General features: G+C 64.8%; 22 protein-coding genes. 16 read left to right on the top strand and 6 right to left on the bottom strand.

The annotated features are described in order from the left end of the window. The first annotated feature begins 188 nt into the window (after nt 1-188). The 7 genes from XI08_RS41025 (at nt 189) to XI08_RS40995 (ending at nt 9954) form a co-directional block, all read left to right on the top strand. Nucleotides 189-2330: a type I secretion system permease/ATPase gene (locus XI08_RS41025; RefSeq protein WP_271578800.1), complete on the top strand. Its 2142-nt coding sequence runs from the start codon at nt 189-191 to the stop codon at nt 2328-2330. 50 nt (nt 2331-2380) lie between these two features. Then, on the top strand, nt 2381-3685 hold the full coding sequence (locus tag XI08_RS41020) for an HlyD family type I secretion periplasmic adaptor subunit (RefSeq protein WP_333929394.1): 1305 nt from the start codon (nt 2381-2383) through the stop codon (nt 3683-3685). Nucleotides 3686-3842: 157 nt separating this feature from the next. Further along, nucleotides 3843-4931, top strand: a complete 1089-nt coding sequence (locus XI08_RS41015) for a hypothetical protein (RefSeq protein WP_271578799.1) — start codon at nt 3843-3845, stop codon at nt 4929-4931. A gap of 236 nt (nt 4932-5167) precedes the next feature. Further along, entirely contained in the window at nt 5168-5947 is a 780-nt protein-coding gene (locus XI08_RS41010) for a DUF4261 domain-containing protein (protein WP_271578798.1), read from the top strand. Between the two features lie 13 nt (nt 5948-5960). Beyond that, nucleotides 5961-6704 carry an imm11 family protein gene (locus XI08_RS41005; protein ID WP_027547336.1) on the top strand — a complete coding sequence of 248 codons (744 nt, stop codon included), beginning with the start codon at nt 5961-5963 and terminating at the stop codon, nt 6702-6704. 2 nt (nt 6705-6706) lie between these two features. Continuing rightward, entirely contained in the window at nt 6707-7117 is a 411-nt protein-coding gene (locus XI08_RS41000) for an AHH domain-containing protein (RefSeq protein ID WP_271578797.1), read from the top strand. A gap of 62 nt (nt 7118-7179) precedes the next feature. Then, nucleotides 7180-9954 carry a hypothetical protein gene (locus XI08_RS40995; protein WP_271578796.1) on the top strand — a complete coding sequence of 925 codons (2775 nt, stop codon included), beginning with the start codon at nt 7180-7182 and terminating at the stop codon, nt 9952-9954. 348 nt (nt 9955-10302) lie between these two features. On the opposite strand, the gene XI08_RS40990 is transcribed toward XI08_RS40995, so the two are convergent. Beyond that, a complete protein-coding gene (locus XI08_RS40990) occupies nt 10303-11475 on the bottom strand; it encodes an MFS transporter (RefSeq protein WP_271578795.1) in 1173 nt (390 codons plus the stop codon). Between the two features lie 59 nt (nt 11476-11534). On the opposite strand from XI08_RS40990, the gene XI08_RS40985 reads away from it, so the two are divergent. The 3 genes from XI08_RS40985 to XI08_RS40975 all read left to right on the top strand — a co-directional run bounded on the left by XI08_RS40985 (nt 11535) and on the right by XI08_RS40975 (nt 15136). Beyond that, the gene (locus XI08_RS40985) at nt 11535-12335 is read left to right on the top strand and encodes an AraC family transcriptional regulator (RefSeq protein ID WP_027547339.1); all 801 of its coding nucleotides are present in this window, start codon (nt 11535-11537) and stop codon (nt 12333-12335) included. 260 nt (nt 12336-12595) lie between these two features. Continuing rightward, the gene (locus XI08_RS40980) at nt 12596-13948 is read left to right on the top strand and encodes a malonyl-CoA decarboxylase (RefSeq protein WP_027547340.1); all 1353 of its coding nucleotides are present in this window, start codon (nt 12596-12598) and stop codon (nt 13946-13948) included. Between the two features lie 42 nt (nt 13949-13990). Beyond that, complete coding sequence (locus XI08_RS40975) at nt 13991-15136, top strand: DUF418 domain-containing protein (RefSeq protein ID WP_271578794.1); 1146 nt, start codon at nt 13991-13993, stop codon at nt 15134-15136. Nucleotides 15137-15377: 241 nt separating this feature from the next. Here XI08_RS40975 and tarD read toward each other — a convergent pair whose 3' ends face one another. The 5 genes from tarD to XI08_RS40950 all read right to left on the bottom strand — a co-directional run bounded on the left by tarD (nt 15378) and on the right by XI08_RS40950 (nt 19323). Next, entirely contained in the window at nt 15378-16547 is a 1170-nt protein-coding gene (gene tarD, locus XI08_RS40970; RefSeq protein WP_271578793.1) for a D(-)-tartrate dehydratase, read from the bottom strand. A 148-nt stretch (nt 16548-16695) separates the two neighbouring features. Next, nucleotides 16696-16953: a DUF3297 family protein gene (locus XI08_RS40965; protein ID WP_027548492.1), complete on the bottom strand. Its 258-nt coding sequence runs from the start codon at nt 16951-16953 to the stop codon at nt 16696-16698. Further along, complete coding sequence (locus tag XI08_RS40960) at nt 16950-17426, bottom strand: glutathione peroxidase (protein WP_092184958.1); 477 nt, start codon at nt 17424-17426, stop codon at nt 16950-16952. The genes XI08_RS40965 and XI08_RS40960 overlap by 4 nt, the downstream gene beginning before the upstream one ends. Before the next feature lie 2 nt (nt 17427-17428). Then, the gene (locus XI08_RS40955; protein WP_271578792.1) at nt 17429-18829 is read right to left on the bottom strand and encodes an amidase family protein; all 1401 of its coding nucleotides are present in this window, start codon (nt 18827-18829) and stop codon (nt 17429-17431) included. A gap of 236 nt (nt 18830-19065) precedes the next feature. After that, nucleotides 19066-19323, bottom strand: a complete 258-nt coding sequence (locus XI08_RS40950; RefSeq protein WP_027546873.1) for a DUF6894 family protein — start codon at nt 19321-19323, stop codon at nt 19066-19068. A gap of 264 nt (nt 19324-19587) precedes the next feature. Here XI08_RS40950 and pqqA point away from each other — a divergent pair, with 264 nt between their 5' ends. From pqqA to pip, 6 genes are all read left to right on the top strand, one after another. Further along, nucleotides 19588-19668, top strand: a complete 81-nt coding sequence (pqqA, locus tag XI08_RS40945) for a pyrroloquinoline quinone precursor peptide PqqA (RefSeq protein WP_007595659.1) — start codon at nt 19588-19590, stop codon at nt 19666-19668. A 148-nt stretch (nt 19669-19816) separates the two neighbouring features. After that, the gene (gene pqqB / locus XI08_RS40940; RefSeq protein WP_271578791.1) at nt 19817-20746 is read left to right on the top strand and encodes a pyrroloquinoline quinone biosynthesis protein PqqB; all 930 of its coding nucleotides are present in this window, start codon (nt 19817-19819) and stop codon (nt 20744-20746) included. Nucleotides 20747-20766: 20 nt separating this feature from the next. Then, on the top strand, nt 20767-21522 hold the full coding sequence (gene pqqC, locus XI08_RS40935; RefSeq protein WP_371090218.1) for a pyrroloquinoline-quinone synthase PqqC: 756 nt from the start codon (nt 20767-20769) through the stop codon (nt 21520-21522). Nucleotides 21523-21534: 12 nt separating this feature from the next. Then, nucleotides 21535-21846 (top strand): pyrroloquinoline quinone biosynthesis peptide chaperone PqqD, encoded by a 312-nt coding sequence (gene pqqD, locus XI08_RS40930; RefSeq protein ID WP_027546876.1) that lies wholly within the window; start codon nt 21535-21537, stop codon nt 21844-21846. Continuing rightward, entirely contained in the window at nt 21843-23042 is a 1200-nt protein-coding gene (pqqE, locus tag XI08_RS40925; protein ID WP_271578790.1) for a pyrroloquinoline quinone biosynthesis protein PqqE, read from the top strand. The genes pqqD and pqqE overlap by 4 nt, the downstream gene beginning before the upstream one ends. Next, nucleotides 23032-24018, top strand: coding sequence for a prolyl aminopeptidase (gene pip / locus XI08_RS40920; RefSeq protein ID WP_271578789.1), 987 nt, complete (start codon nt 23032-23034; stop codon nt 24016-24018). Before pqqE ends, pip begins: the two co-directional genes overlap by 11 nt. Nucleotides 24019-24028: the final 10 nt, after the last annotated feature.

The following is a 24028-nucleotide window of genomic DNA, read 5'->3' as shown; positions in this document are numbered from 1 at the left end:
ATCGCCGGCACGATCGCTGCAAGACCAGCACCTGATCTTTGTGGTGCGCCCAACGGGGTCCGCGGTGCTGGTGGACAAATAAGTGTCACATTCGCTCCGCGTGCGTTGTTGAAAAATTCGTCCAGAGGGTGAACCGGAATGCTCCGTGCGCGTTGAAGGTGCTTCCGTGCGCCGATTCTGGAGCGCTGATGTCTGACTCAGCCAGCCTTGCCGAAGCCGCCGACTTCTCCAAGCCGGTGATCGACACCGGCATCGTCGCACTGGCCATCCTTGCAGCGGTCCACGAAAAGCCCATCGACGTCGAGCAGACGCGGCGCGAACATGTCGAGCCTGGGGCGTTCGCCGACCGCGACGACCTGCTGCGGGCGGCGAAGGCCGAAGGGTTCAAGGCGCGTTACATCACGACCGATTTTGCCCGGCTCGCGCGTTCACCGCTGCCGGCGATCGCCGAAGCGGTGGATGGCGGTTTCTTCATTCTGGCGCGGGTCGATCCGGACGGCGTGCTGGTGCAGGAAATCGGCAAGCCAACCGCGCGTTGGACCGAAGCAGAGCTGGCGTCGCGCTGGCGTGGCGGGCTCATCGTCGTCACCTTGCGCGAAGCTGCCGGCGGCGGATTTGCCCGCTTCGGGATGACCTGGTTCCTGCCGGTGATCGTCCGCTTCAGGCGCGTGTTCGGCGAGGTGCTGCTGGTCTCGCTGTTCATGCAGATCGCAGCGCTCGCAACGCCGCTGTTCTTCCAGGTCATCATCGACAAGGTGCTGGTCCACAAAGGCGTCAGCACGCTGACCGTGGTGATGATGGCGCTGGCCGGGCTGGCCGTGCTGGAAATCACGCTCAGCGGCGTCCGCACCTACCTGTTCGCCCACACTACCAGCAGGATCGACGCCATTCTCGGCGCCAAGCTGTTTCGACACCTGGTCGGCCTTCCGATCGCCTATTTTGAATCTCGTCCGGTGGGCCAGACGGTGGCGCGGGTCCGCGAACTCGAGAACATCCGCCAGTTCCTGACCAGTTCCGGACTGATGCTGATCATCGACATCGTCTTCACCGTGGTGTTCTTCGCGGTGATGGCGCTGATCGCGCCCATGCTCACCTTGATTCCGCTCGCCGCCATCCCGTTCTACATCCTGGTCTCGATCGTCGTGACGCCGATCCTCAAGGCACGGATTCAGGAACGTTTCGCGCGAGGGGCGCAGAATCAGTCGCTGCTGGTCGAGATGCTGACCGGAATGGAGACGGTGAAGGCGATGGCGATCGAAACCCAGGCGCGGCGGCGCTGGGAGCGTCAGCTCGCGGGCTATATCACCGCCTCGTTCCGCACCGTCAGTCTCGGCACCGTCGGCTCGCAGAGCGTGGCGCTGATCAACAGGCTCTCGATGGCCTTGATCCTGTGGCTTGGCGCCTCGGCCGTGATGGACGGCAGCCTGACGATCGGCCAGCTCGTCGCCTTCAACATGCTGGCGGGCCAGGTCAGCCAGCCGATCGTCCGGCTCGCGCAGATGTGGCAGGACTTCCAGCAATTCCGCATCTCGATCGAGCGGCTCGGCGACATCATCGACACGCCGGCCGAGACGGTGCGCGCCAGCGTCCGTCACGATCTGCCGCCGCTGCGCGGCGACATCAGGTTCGAGCACGTCGTGTTCCGCTATCGGCCGGCCACGCCGCCGGCGCTCGAGGACGTCTCGCTGAAGGTCTCGCCGGGCGAGGTGATCGGCGTGGTCGGCCGCTCGGGCTCCGGTAAATCGACGCTGATGAAACTGGTACAGCGCTTCCATATCCCCGAGGCCGGCAAGGTGCTGGTCGATGGCGTCGACGTGGCGTTGATCGATCCGGCGTGGCTGCGGCGCCAGATCGGCGTGGTGCTTCAGGAAAACGTCCTGTTCAATCGGACGGTGCGCGAGAACATCGCGCTTGCCAATCCGGCGATGTCGCTGGAGCGGGTGATCCAGGTCGCCAAGCTCGCCGGCGCGCATGATTTCATTCTCGAGCTTCCGCATGCCTACGACACCGTGCTGGAGGAGCGCGGCGCCAACCTGTCCGGCGGACAGCGCCAGCGCGTGGCGATCGCCCGTGCGCTCGCCACCGACCCGCGCGTCCTGGTTTTCGACGAGGCGACATCGGCGCTCGACTACGAGAGCGAGCGGATCATCCAGGCCAACATGCGCGCGATGTGCCGCGGTCGCACCGTCCTCATCGTGGTGATGGATCGGGGCCGCTGCGTCGAGCAGGGCACCCACGAGGAGCTGCTCCGCCAGGGCGGCTTCTATGCCGGGCTGGTCCGTCAGTCAGCATCGGATCGTGGCGATGAGCAGGGAGGGCAAGCCGCGTGAAATTGCAGTAGCTCGTCCGTCAATTCGCGCGGCCAGCACGCCACGACGCGCTGGAGCGGGCCTTCCTGCCGGCGGCGCTGGAGATCGTCGAGACGCCGCCGTCGCCGACCTGGCGCGTCACTGGTCTGGTGATTGTCGGGTTTCTCGCCGGCTCGCTGTTCTGGGCGGGGCTGAGTCACATGGACATCATCGCCGTGGCCGAGGGCAAGTTCGTTCCGGTCGGACAGGTCAAGGTGGTGCAGCCGCTCGAAACTGCCGTGGTCAAGGCAATCCATGTCGAGGAAGGGTCGCACGTCCGCCTGGGCGACACCTTGATCGAACTGGATCCCACCGACACGTCGGCAAATCTCGGCAGCCTGCGCTACGACCGCAGCCAGGCGCTGCTCGATGCCGAAGCCGCACGCATCCTGCTGGCGGGTCGCGGCGTCGACGGGTTTACCGCACCCGAGGGTGCGAACCCGGTGCTCGCCGCCGCGGTTCAGGACCAGACCCGCGAGGAGCTCGCCCGCTTCGACGCCTCGATGGCGGCGATCGATGCGCAACGCCTGCAGCGTGAGGCAGCGATCCGCTCCGCGCGCGCACAGCAGGATGTGCTGGCAGAAGTCATTCCGCTGCTCACCGAGCGTTATGAGGCGCTCAAGGGATTGTTCGAGCGCGGCAACGGCCCGAAGCCGCCGGTCCTCGCCGTGCAGCAGGAATTGACCGAGAAGAAGGGCAATCTGATCAGCCTGCAACAGCAGGAACAGCAGGGACAGGCCGACCTCGTCGCGTTGGAGGCCACCAAGCGCGGCACACTCACCCAATTCCGCGCCGGCGCATCCGATCGACGCCTCAAGGCGTTGCAACGCGCGACCCAACTGGAGCAGCAGATCGCCAAGGAGGAGATGCGTGACGAGCGTCGGCGCCTGGTCTCACCGGTTAGCGGCACGGTGCAGGAGCTCAAGACCCATACCGTGGGTGCGGTGGTCACGACCGCGGACAAGCTGATGATCGTGGTGCCGGACGGCACGCCGCTGTTGATCGAGGCCTATGTCGAGAACCGCGACATCGGATTCGTTCGCGAAGGACAGGCAGCCGCAGTGAAGATCGATGCCTACCCGTTCACGCGCTACGGGACGGTAGAGGCAAGGCTCGATCAGATTGGCAAGGACGCGGTGGAGGAGAACGGCAAGGGCCTGCGCTTTCCAGCGCGACTCGTTCCCGCCAGCATGGAGATTCCGATCAATGGCGAACTGCGTCCTCTGATGCCGGGCATGAGCGCAGCGGTCGAAATCAAGACCGGGCGACGCACGGTGCTCGATTTCGTACTGGCACCGATCAAGGAGACGTTGCATGGCGCCGGCCATGAACGTTGACCCGATGCGATTGGCCGCAGGAACCGCGAGCAGATCATGGCTTCCATGCAGATCGATATTTCACGAAACCGCCCTTCATTTCCCGCGTTCGTCAGCCAAGACGGTTGGGTCATAAGATCGCGCGATAGCTGGCAAGCGGCGGTGGGAGAAAACGCAGATGGACGAAGTGAGCGACAGTTCAAACACTTCCGCGCCCGAGACGACCGCGATGGGGGCGCGACCTGCTTCAACCGGCCAGTTGCGACTGTCATCGCAACAAGACCCTTCGAACGGCAGCGACCTGTTTGATGACAGATTCTTGACGGGCACGTCCGCCGACGGTGGACGTGCCTTACCCTTAAACGGTGATGGCGGTGTCAACGCGCTTGCCTTGGGCGCTGCGACGCCAGGCGCGACCGAGCTGCGCATGGCAGGTGACTTGGCAGGTGACGGAGTGTCGTCAATTGGCACAGCCCAGGATCAGGTCTTGACCATAACCGACTCCTCGGCCTCGCGCCTTGGCGACATGCTTCAGTCCGGGCCGGTCGCAGCGCCATTGCTCGGCGACGCGCGGGCATCGCGACACGCGCCCACCTCGACCTCCCTTGTCGACCGCACCACGGCGGCGAATGACGTGTTGGATCCGCCATCGACCGGGCCGGTCAACCCATCACAGCATGCGGACCATCCAATATCTCCGGCGCACGACGTTCTGCCGCTGGACAACATCCTTGACCCGGCCCCGCATCACAATTCCGCAGCGGGTGATCACCATAACGCGCCAGCGAATGACGATGCGAAGCCTGCACACGCCGACGTATTGAAGATTGACAACGCGGCCAAGCCCTCCGGTCACGTCAACGCCAATCCCAACGACGCCGCAAGCTCCGACGCGACCGTGCCGGCTTCCGATGGCGCAACGATCCATCAGGCACAGACAACCCCACCATCCACCGGCGCGCTGGTCGAAGACGGCACCAAAGCGATCCTGCTCGCAACGGACGAATCGCCAAACCGGATCGGGCCACACGCGAGTGCGGCGGATTTCGCGCTCAGTGCCGGGCCAGGCCACGTCCATTCTTCTGCCCATGCAACTGCGGCGTTCAGCCCAGGCGTCATCGGAGCGCGCGACCAGCTTGCCTCGGCGATCGCGACGGCGACACAGGAGGCCGCGGCCATGACCACATTGCCGCCGCCTCAGATGACCGGCGCGGGGATTCCGACGCTCGGCGGCGACATGCACGCGCTACCGAAACATGCCGCCTGAAGCATGATGCGGAACGGCGGGAACGACTCCTGAAGGAAGGTCATGTTCAAACAATGAACCGAGCGGGATTTCAGACATGGCCATTCCGCTCGTGACAAGATTAGGCTCAAACTCGGCCATCATTCGTGGCATAAATGGCCGGGGGCCCGCTGACAGGACGCCGACCGCAACGACAAGTGGTTTGAGATCGCGAGCCTCCCGGCAATTCCCGACGCGGGACACAAGAGGACGTAGATATGATGGATCGTCACCTGGCCTTCGCCCTGTTCGAGCGGCCCGTCGTCCTCGATCTTGCGGCGATCGTCGATGTGCTGCGCAAACGACATCCCGGAATTGACATTGACCTGCCCGGAGCGGCGCCGGGAGCAGCGGCGCCGGTGATCCGTTGTGCCGGTCAGAATATCGTGCTGATGGTCATGCCGATGCCGGTCCCGCGCGAGAGCTGGGATTTGCCCGGCCGTCGCGCCGCCGCGACCTGGCCGGCGGCGCTCGATGTCCTCGGCGGGCATGCCGCCCACGTCGTGGTCTCGACAGTCGGACAGGCCGAGACGCCTGCACAGCAACTCCAGGCCGCGCGCGCCGTGACCGCGGTCACCGGCGGCTTGATTGCGCCCATCCCGGCCGCTGCGGTCTTGTGGAATGGGCTCGTTGCGCATTCCGCCGAACGCTGGGAGCAGCTGTCGCGCGAGGCCTTCGCCGGATATCCGCGCATTCCGTTTCCGCTGTGGGTCAGCATTCATCCCTTCCGCGACGGCCAGATCGTCGGCGCGATCACGTTCGGCCTGACGCCGTTCGGCGGCCGGGAGATCGAGTTCGAAGGCAAAGGCGCCGACCCGAACGAGATCCTGACCAAGGTCGCCGGCCTCATCGTCTACGTGCTCGAACATGGCGCCGTGCTGCGCGACGGCGACACGCTTGGCGCCGGCGAGTCCGATCGCATCCGGATCCACCACGTGGTCTCGCGTCGCGTCGAGGGGCTGCCGGTGTTGCAGGCCACCGTTCCTGCCGCGGCCTAGGGGAGCATCAGCGATGGCGAAGGCACCACGACGGGTCTACGAAATCACGCCGGCATGGCCATTCGGCACGCCGGTGGTGGTGCAAGTGGCCGGTTGGAACGTGCCGCTGACGGCGTCGGTCGGTTTAGCGGAGATTGAACGCTGGTACGACAAGCCGCTTCCCTCCGAGGCACGCTTGCTCTCGAAGCCGCGCAAGCAGATCCCGGAGTTGATCCTGACCGGCGCCAGGACGCCGGTGGTCAGCGCCGGAATGAAATCCGTGCTGGAGCGCGACGCAGCCGGGCAGAGCGAATTCCGCCCCTTCACCCTGCAGTGGGAAGACGGCACAGCGGTGCCGGGCGAATGGCATTTATGCAACTTGCTCAAGCGCATTGATTGTTTCGATTACGCCACGATGAAAATGGAGCCACCGGATCCGGTGGCCGTCGAGAAATCGCTTGAGCAAAAGCGAACCGACCCGATGAGCGCGGAGGAATACTGGCTGCGCGAGGGCTACATCAATCGAATGATGGGCCCAAGATATGTCGACCTCGCGGCCATAGGCGACGCGCAGATCTGGCGGCCGAGGTGGCATCCGGCGTCGATCTTCGTCACCGACAAGCTTCTGGCCGCGCTCAAAGCTGCCAAGGTTCGCGGGGTACAGGCGGAACGGCTCGGCACGCGCGAGGAGCCGCTTCCGACGTTGGCAGAGATTCGCGACAAGGCGAAGTTGGCCGGCCTGAAGCCTGAAAAACCATCCACCAAAACGGAGGCCTGATCATGCCCAAATCCGTGCGTGGCTTTAACGGTCTGCTCGACATTCCCACGGATTATCAGGCCCATCACCGGATTCCGCTGCAATTGTCCGAGGATCCGTTCCTGAAGCAGCTCGGCGGAGCGGTCGATTTGCACGACTTCAGCACCAACGGCATCGCGCTGCCCAAGGATGTGGCGACGGCCTTGGCGGGAGGCCAGACCCCCCATCTCGGCTCGCATCCGGCCTACACCGATTTTATCCGGGGCCTGCTCGACACGGCGGCATCGAAATACGATGTCAGCGTGCCGCTGACCGCCGCGCAAAGCACTGAGCTTGCCGGCCGCGTCAATACGATCCAGGCCTATTCGCGGATGGCGCTGTCCGGCCTGCTTCCCCGGATTCAAACGTTACGTCGAGCGGACGCGTGCCGTTGAACTCCCGGGATCCGATGATTTTATCGAGCGACCCGGCAGAGGTCAGGGCGTTTTTTGATGACTTGCGAGGGGAGCTGCAGAGCAAGGGCATTACAACACCGGAGAGCCTCGACGGGCTTGTCGATTTTCCGCGCTATGAACTGCTCAACCAGGCGGATGCTTTCAATCCGAATCTGACGGCAGCACAACGAAGCGATCTTGTGCGCAACGTCGATGACGTCCGCGCCTCGCTCGATGCCAGCGGGCGGACTGATCTCACCAGCGCGCTGAACGACGCCGGCCGCAGTCGCTACACGCTGGGCGGGGCGACACAATCCACTGGCCCAGCCGGTGCCAGTCCGGAGCTGCTGCAAGGGGTCGAGAGCGCGACCGGGCGATCCTTCGCCACGGGACTGACCGCCCCGGAAAGTTTCGGAACGACTGCAACGCCCGATCTTGCGCCGCTCCCATCTGTCACATCGCCCGACGTAGCGGCGCTGCCGCAAATCGAGCAGCCCGCGCCGTTGCCGGACGCGGCTCCCATCGTCCAGGACAATGCTCCCATCATCCAGGACAATCCGGTTGTCCCGGACAATCAGGCGCCAGTGCGGACGACAACCACGGAGCTGCCGGAGATGCGCGCGCCTGGCATTGCGGAGGTGCCGGAGATTGGTTCGGCGCTGCCCGAGGCCCCCGCGTCTTCGGAGCTTTCGCCGACCACCTCGCCGGCGCGTGAAAGCGCGTCCGTCCCCGACCTGACGAGGGCTCCGGCGTCCGAGCTTCCGGCGGAAATCACTGGCGCTGCGACCGGACGGTTCACGCCGAGCTTCGTCGGCGTGATCGGCCAATCGCCGACCGCATCGAAGATCTTCACCGGCGCCGGCGTCCTTGGCGCAGTCGGCCTCGCTGCCGACGCCGGGATCACCGGCTACAACGCCTATCAGATGTACGATCAGGGCGACACGCTGGGAGCGGGCCATGAGGTCGCCGGTTTCGGCGGTCGCCTCGGCGGCTCACTGACGGGTGCTTATCTGCTCGGTGAAGCCGGCGCGCTTGGCGGACCGTGGGGTGCGCTGGGCGGGGCGATCGTCGGCGGCATCGGCGGCGCCATCCTCGGCGACAAGGGCGTCAAGTCGCTCTACGACAGTCTCACCGGCTATCAGCCGCCGGCGGCGGCCGCCGCGCCGACACCGGCCTGGCCGGATCAATTCGCCGCCGAGTTCGATCTCAGCAATGGCGGCGGGCCGTTCAGCGATCCGATGACCGGCTTCCAGGTGGAAAGCCAGGCCGACTACGACGCGCGGCGGCAAGCCTACGTCGATTCCAAGATGGCGGATCAGCAGACCCAGGGTCAGCAGATGCTGGATACGCTGAGGCTGACGCCCGGCGTTGACCCGAACGCACTGCCTGCCTACCCCACGGCGAACCCACTTCCCGCGGCGCCGACGGCGCCGGTATCGGACGCGCCGCTGGATACGCCTGCCGATACCGGCTCGTCCCTTACGCCCTCGAACGCGGAGCCGGAAGCAATTGACGGGCTCACCCCCACCTCCATTGGTTTTGACGGCAATCTCGGCGGCGTGACGACGGCGGCGCCTGCTTCGCCGCTGTCGCTGGACACGACCGGCCGGCCGCTCGACGGCGGTTTGAATACCGGGATCGACCCAGGCCTTGGTTCTTTCGACACCGGTCTGAATTCGAACCTTGGTCTGAGCTCCAGCCTCGACACCGGATTGACCTCGAACCTGAATGGCGGCGCCACCCTCGGTTTGAACTCGGGACTGGATGGCAGCTTCTATTCGGGCCTCGACGGCAGCTTCAACTCCGGCCTCGACAGCAGCTTCAATTCGAACCTCGGCAGCAGCTTCAACTCCGGCCTCGACAGCAGCTTCAATTCGAACCTCGGCAGCAGCTTCAATTCGAACCTCGGCAGCAGCTTCAACTCGGGCCTGGACAGCAGCTTCAATTCGAATCTCGACAGCAGCTTCAACTCCAGCCTCGACAGCAGCTTCAATTCGAACATCGGCAGCAGCTTCAACTCCGGTCTCGACAGCAGCTTCAATTCGAGCCTCGACAGCAGCTTCAGTTCCGGCAGCAGCTTCGACAGTGGTCTCGGCTCGTCATCGGGCTTCAGCGATTTCGGCGACAGCAGCTTCGGCGGCGACTCGTTCAGCAGCGGCTCGTTCGGCGGCGACATGGGGCCGGTGGTGCTCGACCTTTCCGGGCAGGGCGTCCGGATCACCGGCTTGAACGATTCCCGCGCCGCGTTCGACGCGGATGACAACGGCGTGCCCAATCGGATTGCCTGGACCGCGCCTGACGATGGCCTGCTCGCATTCGACGCCAACGGCTCGGGCACCGTCGACCAGACCCGCGAACTGGCGCTGCGAGAGTGGACGCCCGGCGCCCGGACCGACCTCCAGGGCCTCGGCATCTTCGACACCAATCACGACGGCGCGCTCGACTCGCCGGATCAGGACTTCGGCCGCTTCGGCATATGGCGCGATCGCAATAGCAATGGCGTCAGCGACCCCGGCGAGCTCAGTTCGCTGGTCGAAGCCGGCGTGAGCGCGATCTCGCTCGCCTCCGATGGCGTGCAGAGCCGCCTCGCGGATGGCTCGACGATCTATGGTCAGGGCTCGTTTACCCGCACCGACGGAACCAGCGGTCGGCTGGCCGACGTGGCCCTCGCCTTTGCGCCGGACATCAGTGCCGCACGCGATCAACTCGTCGGCGCGATGGCTGTCGGGCCCGGCGGGTCCGCGGGAGCGACGGCGCCGATGTTGCCTCCCGTCGCGGCGATCGGGCCGATGCTCGGAGCCGACGTCGCATCGCCGCTTCATGCAAGACCTGGGTAGCGCCCACAAGATCGACGTCAGCACCGGTGCACCGCAGGTCGCGTTTCGAGCGCGTCACGAGCTAGGCTTCTGCTGCGGCTCGCCGTGCTCCAACAAAAAAACGCGAAAACAACCCCATGCACAGTAGAACGGCATTGACGGCGTTGAGTTTTTTCAACCGCTCCGACGTTTGACTCGTCGGGCAAGACACCGGCAGAATGGCATCATGGGCAGGCATGCACGACGTGCCTCCTCATCCCCGTCATTGCGAGCGCAGCGAAGCAATCCAGAGTCCCTCCGCGGAAAGATTCTGGATTGCTTCGCTGCGCTCGCAATGACGAGGGCGCGCCCCGGAATGACGATGGGGCGTCAAACCGCCTGCGGCGTCCGGATCTCGCGCGGCAGGATCAGCGCGGCGGCGATCGCGAGCAGGCAGAGCGCGGCGAAGGCGTGCAGCATGGTGACGAAGCCGCCCTGCTCGTAGAGCCAGGCGACCAGGCCCACGGAAGCGCCCGCCGCGGTGAAGCCGACGAAATAGCGCACCGCATAGGCACGCGAGCGCCACTCTTCCGTGGTGTACTTGCCGACCATGGCGTCGTTGACCGTGACCTGCCCGAACGCGCCCATGACGATGCCGATCGAGACCACGATCAGCGGCAGATTGGACAGGCTCGCGGCAAGATACAGGAACGGCGCCAGCATGAAGGACAGCGGCAACGCCACCGTCTTCAGCGAATAGCGGTCGAGCAGCCGGCCGATCGTGTACTGCGTCATCGCGCCGAACACGTAGACGCAGGCCGCGATCACCCCGAGCAGCGCCGGGCTCTTGGTGAGATCGGCGAGCCGCTCCGCGAACAGCTTTGGCAATGCGACGGTGACGGCATTGAACGTGGTAGAGATCGCGATCACGACGATCAGCAGCGCCAGGATCACGCGCCACATGTCGTGCTTGGCGACGCGCGCCTGCGCCGCCGCCTGCTTCGAGCCCTTGCGGTCCTCGTGCACGACCATCATCGCAAACGCGATGCCGATCAGGATGGTGACGACGCCGGGAACGACGAAGGCAAAGCGCCAGCCGAGATACTGGCCGATCACGCCGGTGACCAGCGCGGAGGAGGCGACGCCGAGATTGCCCCAGACGCCGTTCAGCCCCATCTCGCGGCCGAGCCTGTCGGCATAGGACACGATCATGGCGGTGCCGACGGGATGGTAGATCGAGGCGAAGATTCCGATCGCCAGCAGTGCCGCGCCGAGCTGGGCCGGCGTCTGCACGAAGCCGACCGCGATCATGGAGGCACCGATGCCGAGGAAGAAGATCAGCATCATGTGGCGGCGGCTCCAGCGGTCCCCGAGCCAGCCGGTCAGCAGCGAGCCCGCGCCGAAGGCGATAAAGCCCGGCGTCGCATAGGGCAGAAGTTCCGAATAGGCCATGCCGAGCGCCGGGCCCATGATGATCACGGCGGCGGCGAAGATCAGCATCGAATAATGGTCGATGAAATGGCCTGCATTGACGAAACTGATGACCCGGCTGGGGCTGTTCATACGAATCCTCTCCTGCTCCGAAATGAGTTATATGTCCTGGGCATGACGAGATGCTGCCAATGACTGTCGTGGAAACGCCAATCCTCCGGGCGGTCCGGAGCAATCATCGCTCGCCCGCGGGCGTGCACCTGGTCGCCCGCGACTATCCCAAGGGCATGCGGATCGACCCGCACCTGCACCGCGAGGCGCAGCTGATCTATGCCGCGAAGGGCACGATGCAGGTAACGACGCCAGGGGGACGCTGGCTGGTGCCGCCGGACCGGGCCGTCTGGGTGCCGGCCGGGCTCGAGCACGCCCTCGACCTGCTCGCCGACATCGAGATGCGCACGCTGTATTTCGACCTGTCCTGGCTGAAGCGCGAGCAGCGCTATGACGGCCTGACCAGGGAATTCGTGGTGCGGGTGTCGCCGCTGCTCAACCAGGCGATCCTGGCGCTGTTCGACGCGCGCAACACCGATGAGCGCACCGAGCTGCTGGTTCGCCTCGTCATGCTGGAATTGCACCAGGCCGAGGATTCCGCGACCTTCGTGCCGCTGCCGCGCGAGCCGCGCTGCCGCCGTGCCGCGATGATCGTGCTCGACGACCCCACCGGCCTGCACGACATCGACACGCTGGCGCGCGAGGTCGGAACCTCCGCGCGCACGCTGTCGCGGCTGTTCTCGACGGAGACGCAGCTGAGCTTCAAGAGCTGGTGCCAGCGCGCCCGGATCGCCGCGGCGATCCAGCGGCTGTCGACGGACGCCAATGTGTCGGTGAAGCAGCTCGCCACCCAGCTCGGCTATGCCAGCGTGCCGGCGTTCTCGGCCGCGTTCCGGCAGGTGACGGGACGGACGCCGACGGAGTTTGCGGGGAAGGGATAGCTCCAACCGCGTCATTGCGAGCGCAGCGAAGCAATCCAGAGTCTTTCCGCGGCGGCAGTCTGGATTGCTTCGCTGCGCTCGCAATGACGGCGTATGAGGCAGCCGCCTCGTTCTCCAAATGCCACCGGCGGGACATGACAGCGTGCTTGGAACGCATGGCACCACGAAAGATACAAAATTCCTCTGCTTGATTGTGATCGGCTTCCGCCTAAATCCCGTGTAAGCTTCCGCAGCGCACAAACCGGAATCGAAAAGCCCAGATGGCCAACGCCTTCTTCTCAGACCTGCTCGCCACAATCTCCGATCGCGGCCGCACGCTGCTGCGCCGCGGGGATTCCGACGACACCAAGCACGATGCCGACGGGCTGATCGAGCTCTGCGGTGCGCTGCTGTCCGGTCGTGGCGAAGCTTCGGGCACTGCCATGGCGCGTGAGGTGCTCGACATCTACCAGGAGTTGGATGCGGCAGGACGCCGCGCCTTCTTCGAAGCCCTGGTGCGCGATTTCGGTCCCGATCGCGAACGCCTGTCCAAGGCGATCGAAAAATGGCGCGCCAGGCCCAGTGACGAAGACGCGAGCTCGCTGCACTTCGCCTCCGAGCCGCGGCGGCAGGAGCTGATCCGCCGTCTCAACCGCGCGCCCGGCGGCACCGGCGACCTCGTCAACATGCGCGCCGATTTGCTCGGCATGATGAACGGGCACACCGATCTTGCCGCGCTCGATCGCGACGTCTCGCATCTGCTCTCTTCGTGGTTCAACAGGGGGTTTCTCGTGCTGCGCAGGATCGACTGGTCAACTCCGGCCAACATCCTCGAAAAGATCATCCGCTATGAAGCCGTGCACGAGATCAGCGACTGGGACGATCTGCGCCGCCGCATCGATCCGGTCGACCGCCGCTGCTACGCCTTCTTCCATCCCGCGATGGTGGACGAGCCCCTGATTTTCGTCGAGGTGGCGCTGACCGAAACGATCCCCGGCGCGATCGCGCCGCTGCTCGCGGTCGACCGCCAGCATCTGCCGATCGAGCGCGCGCGCACCGCGGTGTTCTATTCGATCTCCAACACCCAGCGGGGCCTGGGCGGCATCTCCTTCGGCAGCTTCCTGATCAAGCAGGTGGTGGAAGAACTGCGCCGCGAGACGCCAAAACTCGACACCTTCGTGACGCTGTCGCCGGTGCCGGGCTTCATGCAATGGGTGAAGCAGGACAAGGACCTGCCGCTCTCGGACGAGGACCGCGAGGTGCTGAAGCGCCTCGACGATCCCAAATGGTTCGAGAACCCCGAGACGACCGCGCTGCTACGCGCCGTGATCGAGCCGCTCGCGGCCTATTACTTCCTGAAGGCGCGCACGCCGAAGGGCAAGCTGATCGATTCCGTCGCCCGCTTCCATCTCGGTAACGGCGCACGGCTCGAGCGCATCAACTGGCTCGGCGACCTCTCGCCAAAGGGCGTGCGCGAGTCCGCTGGCGTGATGGTCAACTACCTTTACCGCCTCGACGACATCGAGAAGAACCACGAGGCCTATGCCAATGACGGCGAGGTCGTGGCGTCGAGCGCGGTGAAGAAGCTGCTGAAGGGCGAAGGCCGGCGACTGCTGGACATGCGGTTGTCGTAAGAGGACGAAATACGCCAAGGCGCAATTGGAATTCATACCGCGATGACTTCCGATGGCGCCGCATCTCCCCGGCCAACAAATGCTACGGAGCGAATTGACGCGATCGACGTGTTGCGCGGCGTCGCCCTGTTCGGCGTCATGGCCATCAACCTCGTCATGGAATTTCGCATTTCGATCTTCGAGCAATTTCTTGGCCCCAAGACGCTCGCCTCGCCGATCGATCGCGCCATCGAAACGATCCTGACACAGGCGGTCGAACTCAAGGCGTTTGCGCTGTTTTCGCTGCTGTTCGGCGCAGGCCTTGCCATTCAATTCGATCGGCTGACGAACAGCGAGCGCCGCATTTCGCTCCTCATGCGCCGGCTCGCTGTGCTGCTGGTGTTCGGCGTCATTCACTTATGCCTGATCTGGAACGGCGATATCCTCACCGAATATGCTTTGGCGGGGTTCATCGTGCTGCCGTTCCTGTCTGGTTCGCGCTGGCTACTGACGCTCTCCGCGCTGGCGTTCCTGGCGCTGTACCTGGCAATGCAGGCCTTTCCGCCGGCTGGATTGTTTCCCAGCAGGGCTGCGATCTGGCGGGACGTCATGGATGCAAATCGCATTTATGCGACGGGCGGCCTCCTCGACGTATTAGCGTTCCGTCTCCGCGAAATTCCTCTCATCGCGTCTCTGCACGCGTTCGTCTTTTTGCGCACGATCGGGCTGTTTCTTGTCGGAGCGCTCGCGTGGCGCAGCGGAATTTTGCAGAATGTCCGTGGCCTGCTCGTCATCGCGCCCCTCTGCATCGGTTTTGGCGCCGCATTGATGTATATCGGCAGGGAGCCACTTGGCACCATCCTGCTGGCGCTGGGCTATGGCGCCGCCATTCTTGGCATCGCCAGTTTCGAGCACGGCAAGAGGCTGCTTGGCTGGGCCGCGCCGTTGGGCCGGATGGCGTTCACCAACTACGTCGCACAATCCCTTATCTTCGGCTGGATATTTTACGGCTACGGCCTTGGTCTGTTCGGGCGGCTTGGCATCACCCAGGCCCTCGCCATCGGCATCACCGTCTACGTTGGACAGGTGCTGTTCAGCGCATGGTGGCTGCGCCACTACCGATACGGCCCGATCGAATGGCTATGGCGAACGCTGATGTATGGTGTACGGCAGCCGATGGTGGCGACACAGATGGCGGTGGTGGGGTGACGACCCCGTGCGCAATTGCGCACTAGGCGGAGCATGACAGCGGAGTTTGAGGATGCGTTGCGCGAGATGCGAGCTGCCTCCTCAACGTCGTCCCGGCGAAGGCCGGGACCCATAACCACAGGATTGGATTTGGCGAAGATTCGGAGTTGCCAGTTCGCCCCATAACACCTCCCTGGGGTTATGGGTCCCGGCCTTCGCCGGGACGACACTGAATAACTAGCGCGGCCTTCGCGCTCCAATACTACTCCGCCAGCGTCTTCATCTCCTTGTAGAGATCCGATTTGCCCTCGAAGCCGATGCCGGGAAGATCCGGCATGGTGATGTGGCCGTTCTCGACGCGGACGCCATCCGGGAAGCCGCCATAGGGCTGGAACAGGTCGGGGTAGCTCTCGTTGCCCCCTAAGCCGAGGCCGGCGGCGATGTTGAGCGACATCTGGTGGCCGCCATGCGGGATGCAGCGGCTCGGCGACCAGCCATGGGTCTTCAGCACTTCGAGCGTACGCTGGTATTCGCACAGGCCATAGGACAGCGCGCAGTCGAATTGCAGCCAGTCGCGATCAGGACGCATGCCGCCGTAGCGGATCAGGTTGCGGGCGTCCTGGTGACTGAACAGGTTTTCGCCTGTCGCCATCGGGCCGGGATAGAATTCGGCGAGCGCGGCCTGCAGCGCGTAGTCGAGGGGATCGCCGACCTCCTCGTACCAGAACAAGGGATAATCCCGCAGCATCTTGGCGTAGGCGATGCCGGTTTCCAGGTTGAAGCGGCCGTTGGCGTCGACGGCGAGCTGCGCGTCCTTGCCGATCTCCTTCAGCACCGCCTCGATGCGGGTGCGGTCCTCGTCGATATCAGCGCCGCCGATCTTCATCTTGACGACGTTGTAGCCGCGGTCGAGATAGCCGCGCATCTCGCCGCGCAGCATCGAGAGATCCTTGCCGGGATAGTAGTAGCCGCCGGCGGCGTAGACGAACACGCGCGGATTGGCTTTGACGCCGTGACGTTCGGCGAGCAGGCGGAACAGCGGCTTGCCCGCGATCTTCGCCACCGCGTCCCACACCGCCATGTCGATGGTGCCGACCGCGACCGAGCGCTCGCCGTGGCCGCCCGGCTTCTCGTTGGTCATCATCGCGGCCCAGACCTTGTCGGGGTCGAGATTGTCGCCGGCCGCATCCAGCAGCGATTTCGGATCGGCCTCCAGGATGCGCGAGGCGAAGCGCTCGCGGATCAGGCCGCCCTGCCCGTAGCGACCGTTGGAGTTGAAGCCGTAGCCGACGACGCGCTTGCCGTCCGCTACGGCGTCGGTGACGACGGCAACGAGGCTCGTCGTCATCCTGGTGAAGTCGATATAGGCGTTGCGGATCGGCGATGAGATCGGCTTGGTGATCTCGCGGACGTCGACGATGCGGACGGACATGGGGTGTGGCCTTTCACTTTCGTCATTGCGAGCGCAGCGAAGCAATCCAGACTGTCACGGCGGAAAGATTCTGGATTGCTTCGCTTCGCTCGCAATGACGGGGAGAGAGCGTGCGCCTTGCAATGACGTGTGGAGAGGCTGTGCGAGACTACTTCTTGTCCCTGAAATACGGCTCCACCGGCCCATGCACCTTGATGGTCAGCGGGTTGCCGTAGCGGTCCTTGGCGTTGCCGGCGGTGACGCGGACCCAGCCTTCGCTGATGCAGTACTCCTCGACATTGGTCTTCTCAATGCCCTTGAAGCGGATGCCGACGTCGCGCGCCAGGATGTCCGCGTTGTAATAGGGGCTGTTCGGATCGACCGACAGGCGGTCCGGAAATTCGTCGCTCATGATTGTCTCGCTCATAACAGGGTCTCGATTTGCTGCCGCAATCCTTCGGGCCGTGCGGTCGGCGCGTAGCGCGCGATCACCCGACCGGCACGGTCCACCAGGAATTTGGTGAAATTCCATTTGATGGAGGCGCCCAACAGGCCGGATTGCTGGCGTTTCAGGTACTCATACAAGGGATGCGCATTGGCGCCGTTGACGTCGATCTTCTCGAACAGGGGAAAGGTGACGTCGTAATGGGTCGAGCAGAATTCCTGGATCTCGCTCGCCTGCCCCGGCTCCTGCGCGCCGAACTGGTTGCAGGGAAAGCCCAGCACCGAGAAGCCGCGCGGCGAGAGATCGCGATAGAGATCCTCAAGGCCGCGATATTGCGGCGTGAAGCCGCATTTGCTCGCGGTGTTGACGATCAGGAGCACCTGCCCCTCGAAGCGACGCAGGGCGACTTCCTCGCCGAGAAGCGAGTTGGCCTTGAAGTCGTAGATCGCGGACATCGCTAACCCACGGGATCGATCGGCGACGGCGGCACGCCGCCCGCCTCGATCGCTTCGCCGGCAAGCAGACACAGATCCTCGCGGTAGCGGCCGGACACAATATGCACGCCGACCGGCGCCTTGCCGACGAGGCCGGTGGAGACGACGAGGCCCGGCAGGCCCATGAACGGAATCGCGATCTGCGGCAATTGCGCCTCCCAGACCCGCTTGAAGGACTCCTCGTCCTTGCGGTCGAGATGATCCGGGAACGGCAATTCGCCGGAGACCGGCGTCAGCAGCACCGCATACTTCTCGAAGAACAGCATCCAGTCGCGGGTCAGCGTGGCGCGGCGGGTCAACGCCTTTGCGTAATTCGCCTGGTCCATTGGCGTCACCCTGCCGCGGTTGCCGCGCAGGCAGGCCAGCGCGCCGGGATCGCCCTCGCGCTCGGCCGCCTCTAACTGCGCCTCATAGCCGTCGCCGAGCCAAAGCTTGATCTGCCACTCGACCGCTTCGCGCATCGGCGGGGTGTTCTCGATCACATCGACGGTCCACCCGGCACGCCCGAGGCGCTTGCCGGCATCGGTCACCGCCGCCTTCACCTCCGGCGTGGTCGCAAGGCCGTCCGGATTGAGACAGAGCGCGGCGCGCTTCGGCCGCGCGGGGCCTTCCAGCGGCGCCGGCACATACCAGGGGTCGCGCACGTCGCGGGCCGCCATGGCCGCGAGCGAAATCCTGATGTCGTTGACGGTGCGCGCCAGGGGGCCCGACACAGCCATGATCTGCGGGCCGATTGGACGCTCCGGCAGCGCCGGATTGAAGGCGGGGATGCGGCCGAGGGTCGGGCGCAGGCCATGCACGCCGCAGGCATAGGCGGGATAGCGGATCGAGCCGGCGATGTCGGTGCCATGGGCGATGTGGCCGATGCCGGCCGCGACCGCCGAGCCGGCGCCACCGGACGAGCCGCCCGGCGTCAGCGCGGCATCGCGGGGGTTCTTGGTGTCGCCATGGACCAGGTTGGTGGTGAACCAGCGATAGGAGAAGGCCGGGCAATTGGTGCGGCCGAGCAGGATCGCGCCGGCTTTGCGGAAATTGGCGACCACCGGGTTGTCCTCGCGCGCGATCAGGTCGCGCTGGAGTTTCAAGCCGTTGGTGGTGGCAAAGCCCTCCTGGTCGACATTGGCCTTGATGGTGACGGGGACGCCGGCCAGCACGCCGGGGTCCTCGCCCCGGCTAATTGCGGCATCGACGGCGTCGGCCTGCTTGAGCACGTCCTCCGGCCGGTGGTCGATCACGGCGTTAAGCTTTGGATTGACGGCGTCCAGGCGGTCGAGGCCGGCCTTGGCCGCCTCCCTGGCGGACACCTTTTTGGCCTTGACGAGGGTGGCGAGGTCGGCGGCCGACAGGCGCCAGAGATCTTGCATGACTTGCTCCGTATGACCGGCGTCTTTTAGCGCCGGGAACGCGGCAAAGCCATGCGGATTTCGCGGGGGCGAAGGGCGGGTTTGGGTTCGGATGGCGCCTCATTTTCCGTCATTGCGAGCGAAGCGACTTGTCCGCCGAAGCTTTAGCGAAGGCGGAAGCAATCCAGACTGTCTCCGCGGAGGGATTCTGGATTGCTTCGCTGCGCTCGCAATGACGGTGGAGGGAGCTGGGGGCCTCAGTGTCTGGTCGCGGACTGAACCGGCATGTCCAGCAGCGCCTCGGTGAAGGGGAACTCCAGCACGACCTCGCCGTCGACGTCGGTGACCTCGATGACCGCCTCCATCAACGCCGGCTGGGTCCCCTCCGATTTCAGGACCTCCAGGATCATCTGGCGGGCGACCTCCCAGGCGCGATCGGGGTTGCGCAGGTCCTCGCCGTCGGGATCCACGATCAGTTCGTCGCCAATACGGGTGTTGAAGAAATATCTGGGCATGCCTCGATCCAATGGGGTCGCCTGTAGCCGATTGGAAGCCGTTCTATCCTCACAACTGGTTTATCCGGGACAGGGATCACGACCTATCGGCTATTTTTCTTATGTCATTGGCTCATCTTTAAGGCCGCAATACGCTCTCTTTGCAATGCAGCAATTCCGGCGGCCTACTACTTAGGTCGGGAAAATTTCACTGGCGAACTTTTCCCCCCGCAGTAGTTTAGCCCGTGGGCGGATACGTCCGAATTCATAAAAATGGAGAGCCAAATGGCCTGGAAAGCCCCGAAGATCGTCGAAGTGCCCTGCGGCATGGAAATCAACATGTATGTGAGCGCCACCCGCAAGTAAGCGGTTGGTGAGTTTGCGTTCTGCGCAGGTGGTTCTTTCGGTCGAGCACTCTCGGTTGCGCTGTCTTCCGGTCACGATGCGTTTCCGGAAGATAGATTTTGTGTCGACCTGAGATCCACCTCGCGACGTTGCCTCCAGGAGACGGATCATGCTTCGCGTCGTCGTCCTGGGCGCCGGGGCCGGCGGCGGAGTGCCGCAATGGAACTGCGGCTGCGAAGGTTGCCGCGCGGCCCGTGCCATCGGCGATGAGCTTTTGCGAACCCAGGCCTCGGTCGCCTTCAGCGGCGACGGCGAGCATTGGTTCCTGATCAACGCCTCTCCCGATCTTCGCCAGCAATTGAATGCCACGCCGCAACTGCACCCCAAGGCGGGCGCGTTGCGTCATACGCCGGTCGCGGGCGTGATCCTGACCAATGGCGAGGTGGATGCCGTGGCGGGGCTGCTGTCGATGCGCGAGGGCTCGCCCTTCACGATCTATGCGCATGAGAAGGTGCTGGCGATCCTCAGCGCCAACAGCATCTTCAACGTGCTGAACGAAAAGAACGTGCGGCGGCAGCCGATCGCCATCGGCGAGCCGTTCGAGCCGCGGCTGCCTGACGGCGCGCGGTCCGGAATCGAGGTGCTGCCCTTCGCGGTGCCGGGCAAGTCGGCCTGGTATCTGGAAGGCAAGGCACATCCGGGCGGCGAGACCGGCGACGGCGATACGCTGGGCCTGAAGATCACCGACAAGACGACCGGCAAGTGCTTCTACTTCATAGCCGCCTGCGCCGAAGTGACCGACGCGCTCAAGGCCGAGATCGACGGCGCCGCGCTGGTGTTCTTCGACGGCACGGTCTGGCAGGACGACGAGATGATCAGGGCCGGGCTCGGCCACAAGACCGGCAAGAGCATGGGACACGTCGCGATGTCCGGCGACGACGGCGCGATCGCGCGGCTGGCCGATCTCGATATCGACAGGAAGCTGTTTCTGCATATCAATAACTCGAATCCGGCGCTGCTGCCCGCTTCACCCGAGCGGAAAGCGGCCGAGCAGGCGGGCTGGCAGATACCCGCTGATGGAACGGAGATCGTGCTGTGAATGCCGCATCACTGACTGGAATGACCGCGCTCTCGATCGGCAAGGATATCAGGCTCAACTCGGCCGAGGAGCTGGAGGCGACGCTGCGCCATATCGGCGCGACCCGCTATCACAGCCTGCATCCGTTCCATAAGCTGCTGCACGGCGGCAAGCTGAACAAGGGCCAGGTGCAGGCCTGGGCGCTCAACCGCTACTATTACCAGAGCACGATCCCGATCAAGGACGCGGTGGTGATCTCGCGCTTCCGCGACCGCGCCACGCGCCTGGAATGGCGCCACCGCATCGAGGACCATGACGGCGATGTCGGCTCCGAAGGCGGCATCGAGCGCTGGCTGAAGCTGACCGAAGGACTCGGGCTCGACACCGCCTATGTGGAATCGACGGAAGGCATTCTCCCCGCCACACGCTTCGCGGTGGAGGCCTATGTGCACTACTGCCGCGAGAAGAGCCCGCTGGAGGCGATCGCCTCCTCGCTCACGGAACTGTTCGCGCCGAACCTGCACGAAGAGCGCATCGCCGGCATGCTGGAGCACTACGACTTCGTCAATCCAGACATCATGAGCTACTTCAAGCGGCGCCTGGCGCAGGCACCGCGCGATGCCGGCTTCGCGCTCGACTATGTCAAGGCGCATGCCACGACGCCGGAACAGCGCGCGCAGGTGTGCAACGCACTGATCTTCAAGACCAACGTGCTGTGGGTGCAGCTGGATGCGCTCCAGCACGCCTATGTCGAGGGCCACATTCCGCCGGGCGCTTTCGTGCCCAAGGCGAGCTGAAGAGGAACCGTCATGGCCGGGCCGCGTCATATCAGTGTCAGCGAGGCCAGCCGCCCCGTGCTGCCCCGGCATGCCAAGCTGAAATACGACGAGACGCGCAAAGTCTGGGTGATCCTGGCGCCGGAACGCGTGCTGGCGCCGGACGAGATCGCGGTCGAGGTCTTGCAGCTCTGCAATGGCGAGCGTAGCGTCGGCGACGTCTCCGACCAGCTGGCGGCGAAATACGCCGCGCCGCGCGAGGCGATCCTGACCGACGTCATCGCCATGCTCCAGGATCTCGCCGACAAGGGCTTCCTCACCGAGGCCCGGGAGAAGACGTCATGAGCGATGTGCTCGGCAGTCCCACCGTTCCGCCCGACGCCAGCGACAGCCTCGCGGTGCTGGAGAAGCAGCGTTCGACGGCGGAGACCTTTGGCATTCCGCTCGCCGTGCTGCTCGAGATCACGCATCGCTGCCCGCTGCAATGTCCCTATTGCTCCAACCCGGTCGAGCTCGACCGCTCCGGCAAGGAGCTGACCACCGAGGAATGGAAGAAGGTGCTGAGCGAGCTCGCCGAGATCGGCGTGCTCCAGGTGCATTTCTCCGGCGGCGAGCCGACGGCGCGGAAGGACCTCGTCGAGCTGGTCAAGCATGCCAGCGATGTCGGCCTCTACACCAACCTCATCACTTCGGCCGTGCTGCTGACGCGCGAGAGGCTGGGCGAACTGGCGGATGCCGGGCTCTGTCACGTGCAGATCAGCTTCCAGGGCGTCGAGGAGGGCCCCGCCGATCGCGTCGCCGGGTACCGAGGCGGCCACCGCAAGAAGCTCGAAGTGGCAAAATGGACGCGCGAGCTCGATCTGCCGCTCACCGTGAATGCGGTGATGCACCGGCAGAACCTGCACCAGCTCCCCGACATCATCCAGATGTCTATCGATCTCGACGCCGACCGGCTCGAGGTCGCCAACGTGCAATATTACGGCTGGGCGCTGAAGAACCGCGCCGCCTTGATGCCGACGGTGGCGCAGCTCGACGAATGCACCCGCCTCGTCGAGGAAGCGCGGGAACGGCTCAAGGGCCGACTTTCGATCGACTACGTGGTGCCGGATTATTACGCGCTGCGGCCGAAGAAGTGCATGGGCGGCTGGGGCCGGCAGTTCTTCAACATCTCGCCGGCCGGCAAGGTGCTGCCCTGCCACGCCGCCGAGAGCATCACCGGGCTCGACTTCGAATCCGTGCGCTCCAACCATTCGATCGCCTGGATCTGGCAGAACTCCGACGCCTTCAACCGCTATCGCGGCACCGGCTGGATGAAGGAACCGTGCAAGTCCTGCGAATTCCGTGAGATCGATTTCGGCGGCTGCCGCTGCCAGGCCTTCGCGCTGACCGGCGATGCCGCCAACACCGACCCCGCCTGCGCGCTGTCGCCGCTGCACGAGACCATCTTCAAGCAGGCCGAGCGCGAGGCCGAGGGCGAGACCAACCGCTTCCTCTACCGCAACTTTGCCGGTGGCACCCTGGAATCCGAGAATGGCGCCTGACGCCGACGCGGCCAGTTCGGTCAAACGCGCCGATCCCTTTGCGCCGCTGACCTCCGAGATGCTCGACGTCGGCGACGGCCACGAGCTCTATGTCGAGAGCGTCGGCCGCACCGACGGCATTCCCGCGATCTACCTCCATGGCGGGCCCGGCAGCGGCTGCCAGCCCGATCATCGCCGCCTGTTCGATCCCGACCGCTTCTGCGCCGTGCTGTTCGACCAGCGCGGCTGCGGCCGCAGCCGGCCGAAGGGCTCGCGCGCGCACAACACCACGGCGCATCTGATCGCCGACATGGAAAAGATCCGCGAGAAGTTCGGCTTCGAACGCTGGATCGTGGTCGGCGGCTCCTGGGGCGCGACGCTGGCGCTGGCGTATGCAGAGGCGCATCCCGAGCGCGTCCGCGGCATCGCGCTGCGCGCGACGTTCCTGGGCACGCGGGCGGAAGTCGAAGCCGGCTTCACCGTGCGCCTGCCGCATTTCTATCCCGGGCTTCACGAGGATTTTCTCAGCGTGCTGCCGCCCGAGGAGCGGGACCGGCCGGTGGTCGCCTATTGGCGCCGCATCCTCGATGCCGATCCGGCCGTGCACGGACCGGCGGCGCGGGCCTGGCACGATACCGAGCGCGCCCTGTCCGAGCACAAGCCCGCAAGGACGCGGCTCGACCTCGCCTCGCTGAACGTCTGGCGGACATTGCCGGCGACGCCGTTCATGGAAGCGCATTACTTCGTCAACGACAGCTTCATGACCGCAAACCAGCTGCTGCAGAATGCGGGGAGGCTCGCCGGCATTCCCGGCATCATCGTGCAGGGCCGCTACGATCTGTTGTGTCCTCCTGAGACATCCGAGCGGCTAGCGAAAGTCTGGCAGGGTTCCGAGATTCGCATCGTGGAAGAAGCCGGGCATTCGCTCTATGATGCCGGCGTGAGGGACGCGGTCATGAAATCGATCGCCGACCTCGCTTCGAAGACCGCGCGATGAGAGGACAAGA

This window comes from Bradyrhizobium sp. CCBAU 11361, assembly GCF_028128935.1.
Classification (GTDB): Bacteria; Pseudomonadota; Alphaproteobacteria; order Rhizobiales; family Xanthobacteraceae; genus Bradyrhizobium; species Bradyrhizobium niftali.
Note: the sequence above shows the minus strand (reverse complement) of the source record. Positions and strands in the feature narration are given on the sequence as shown.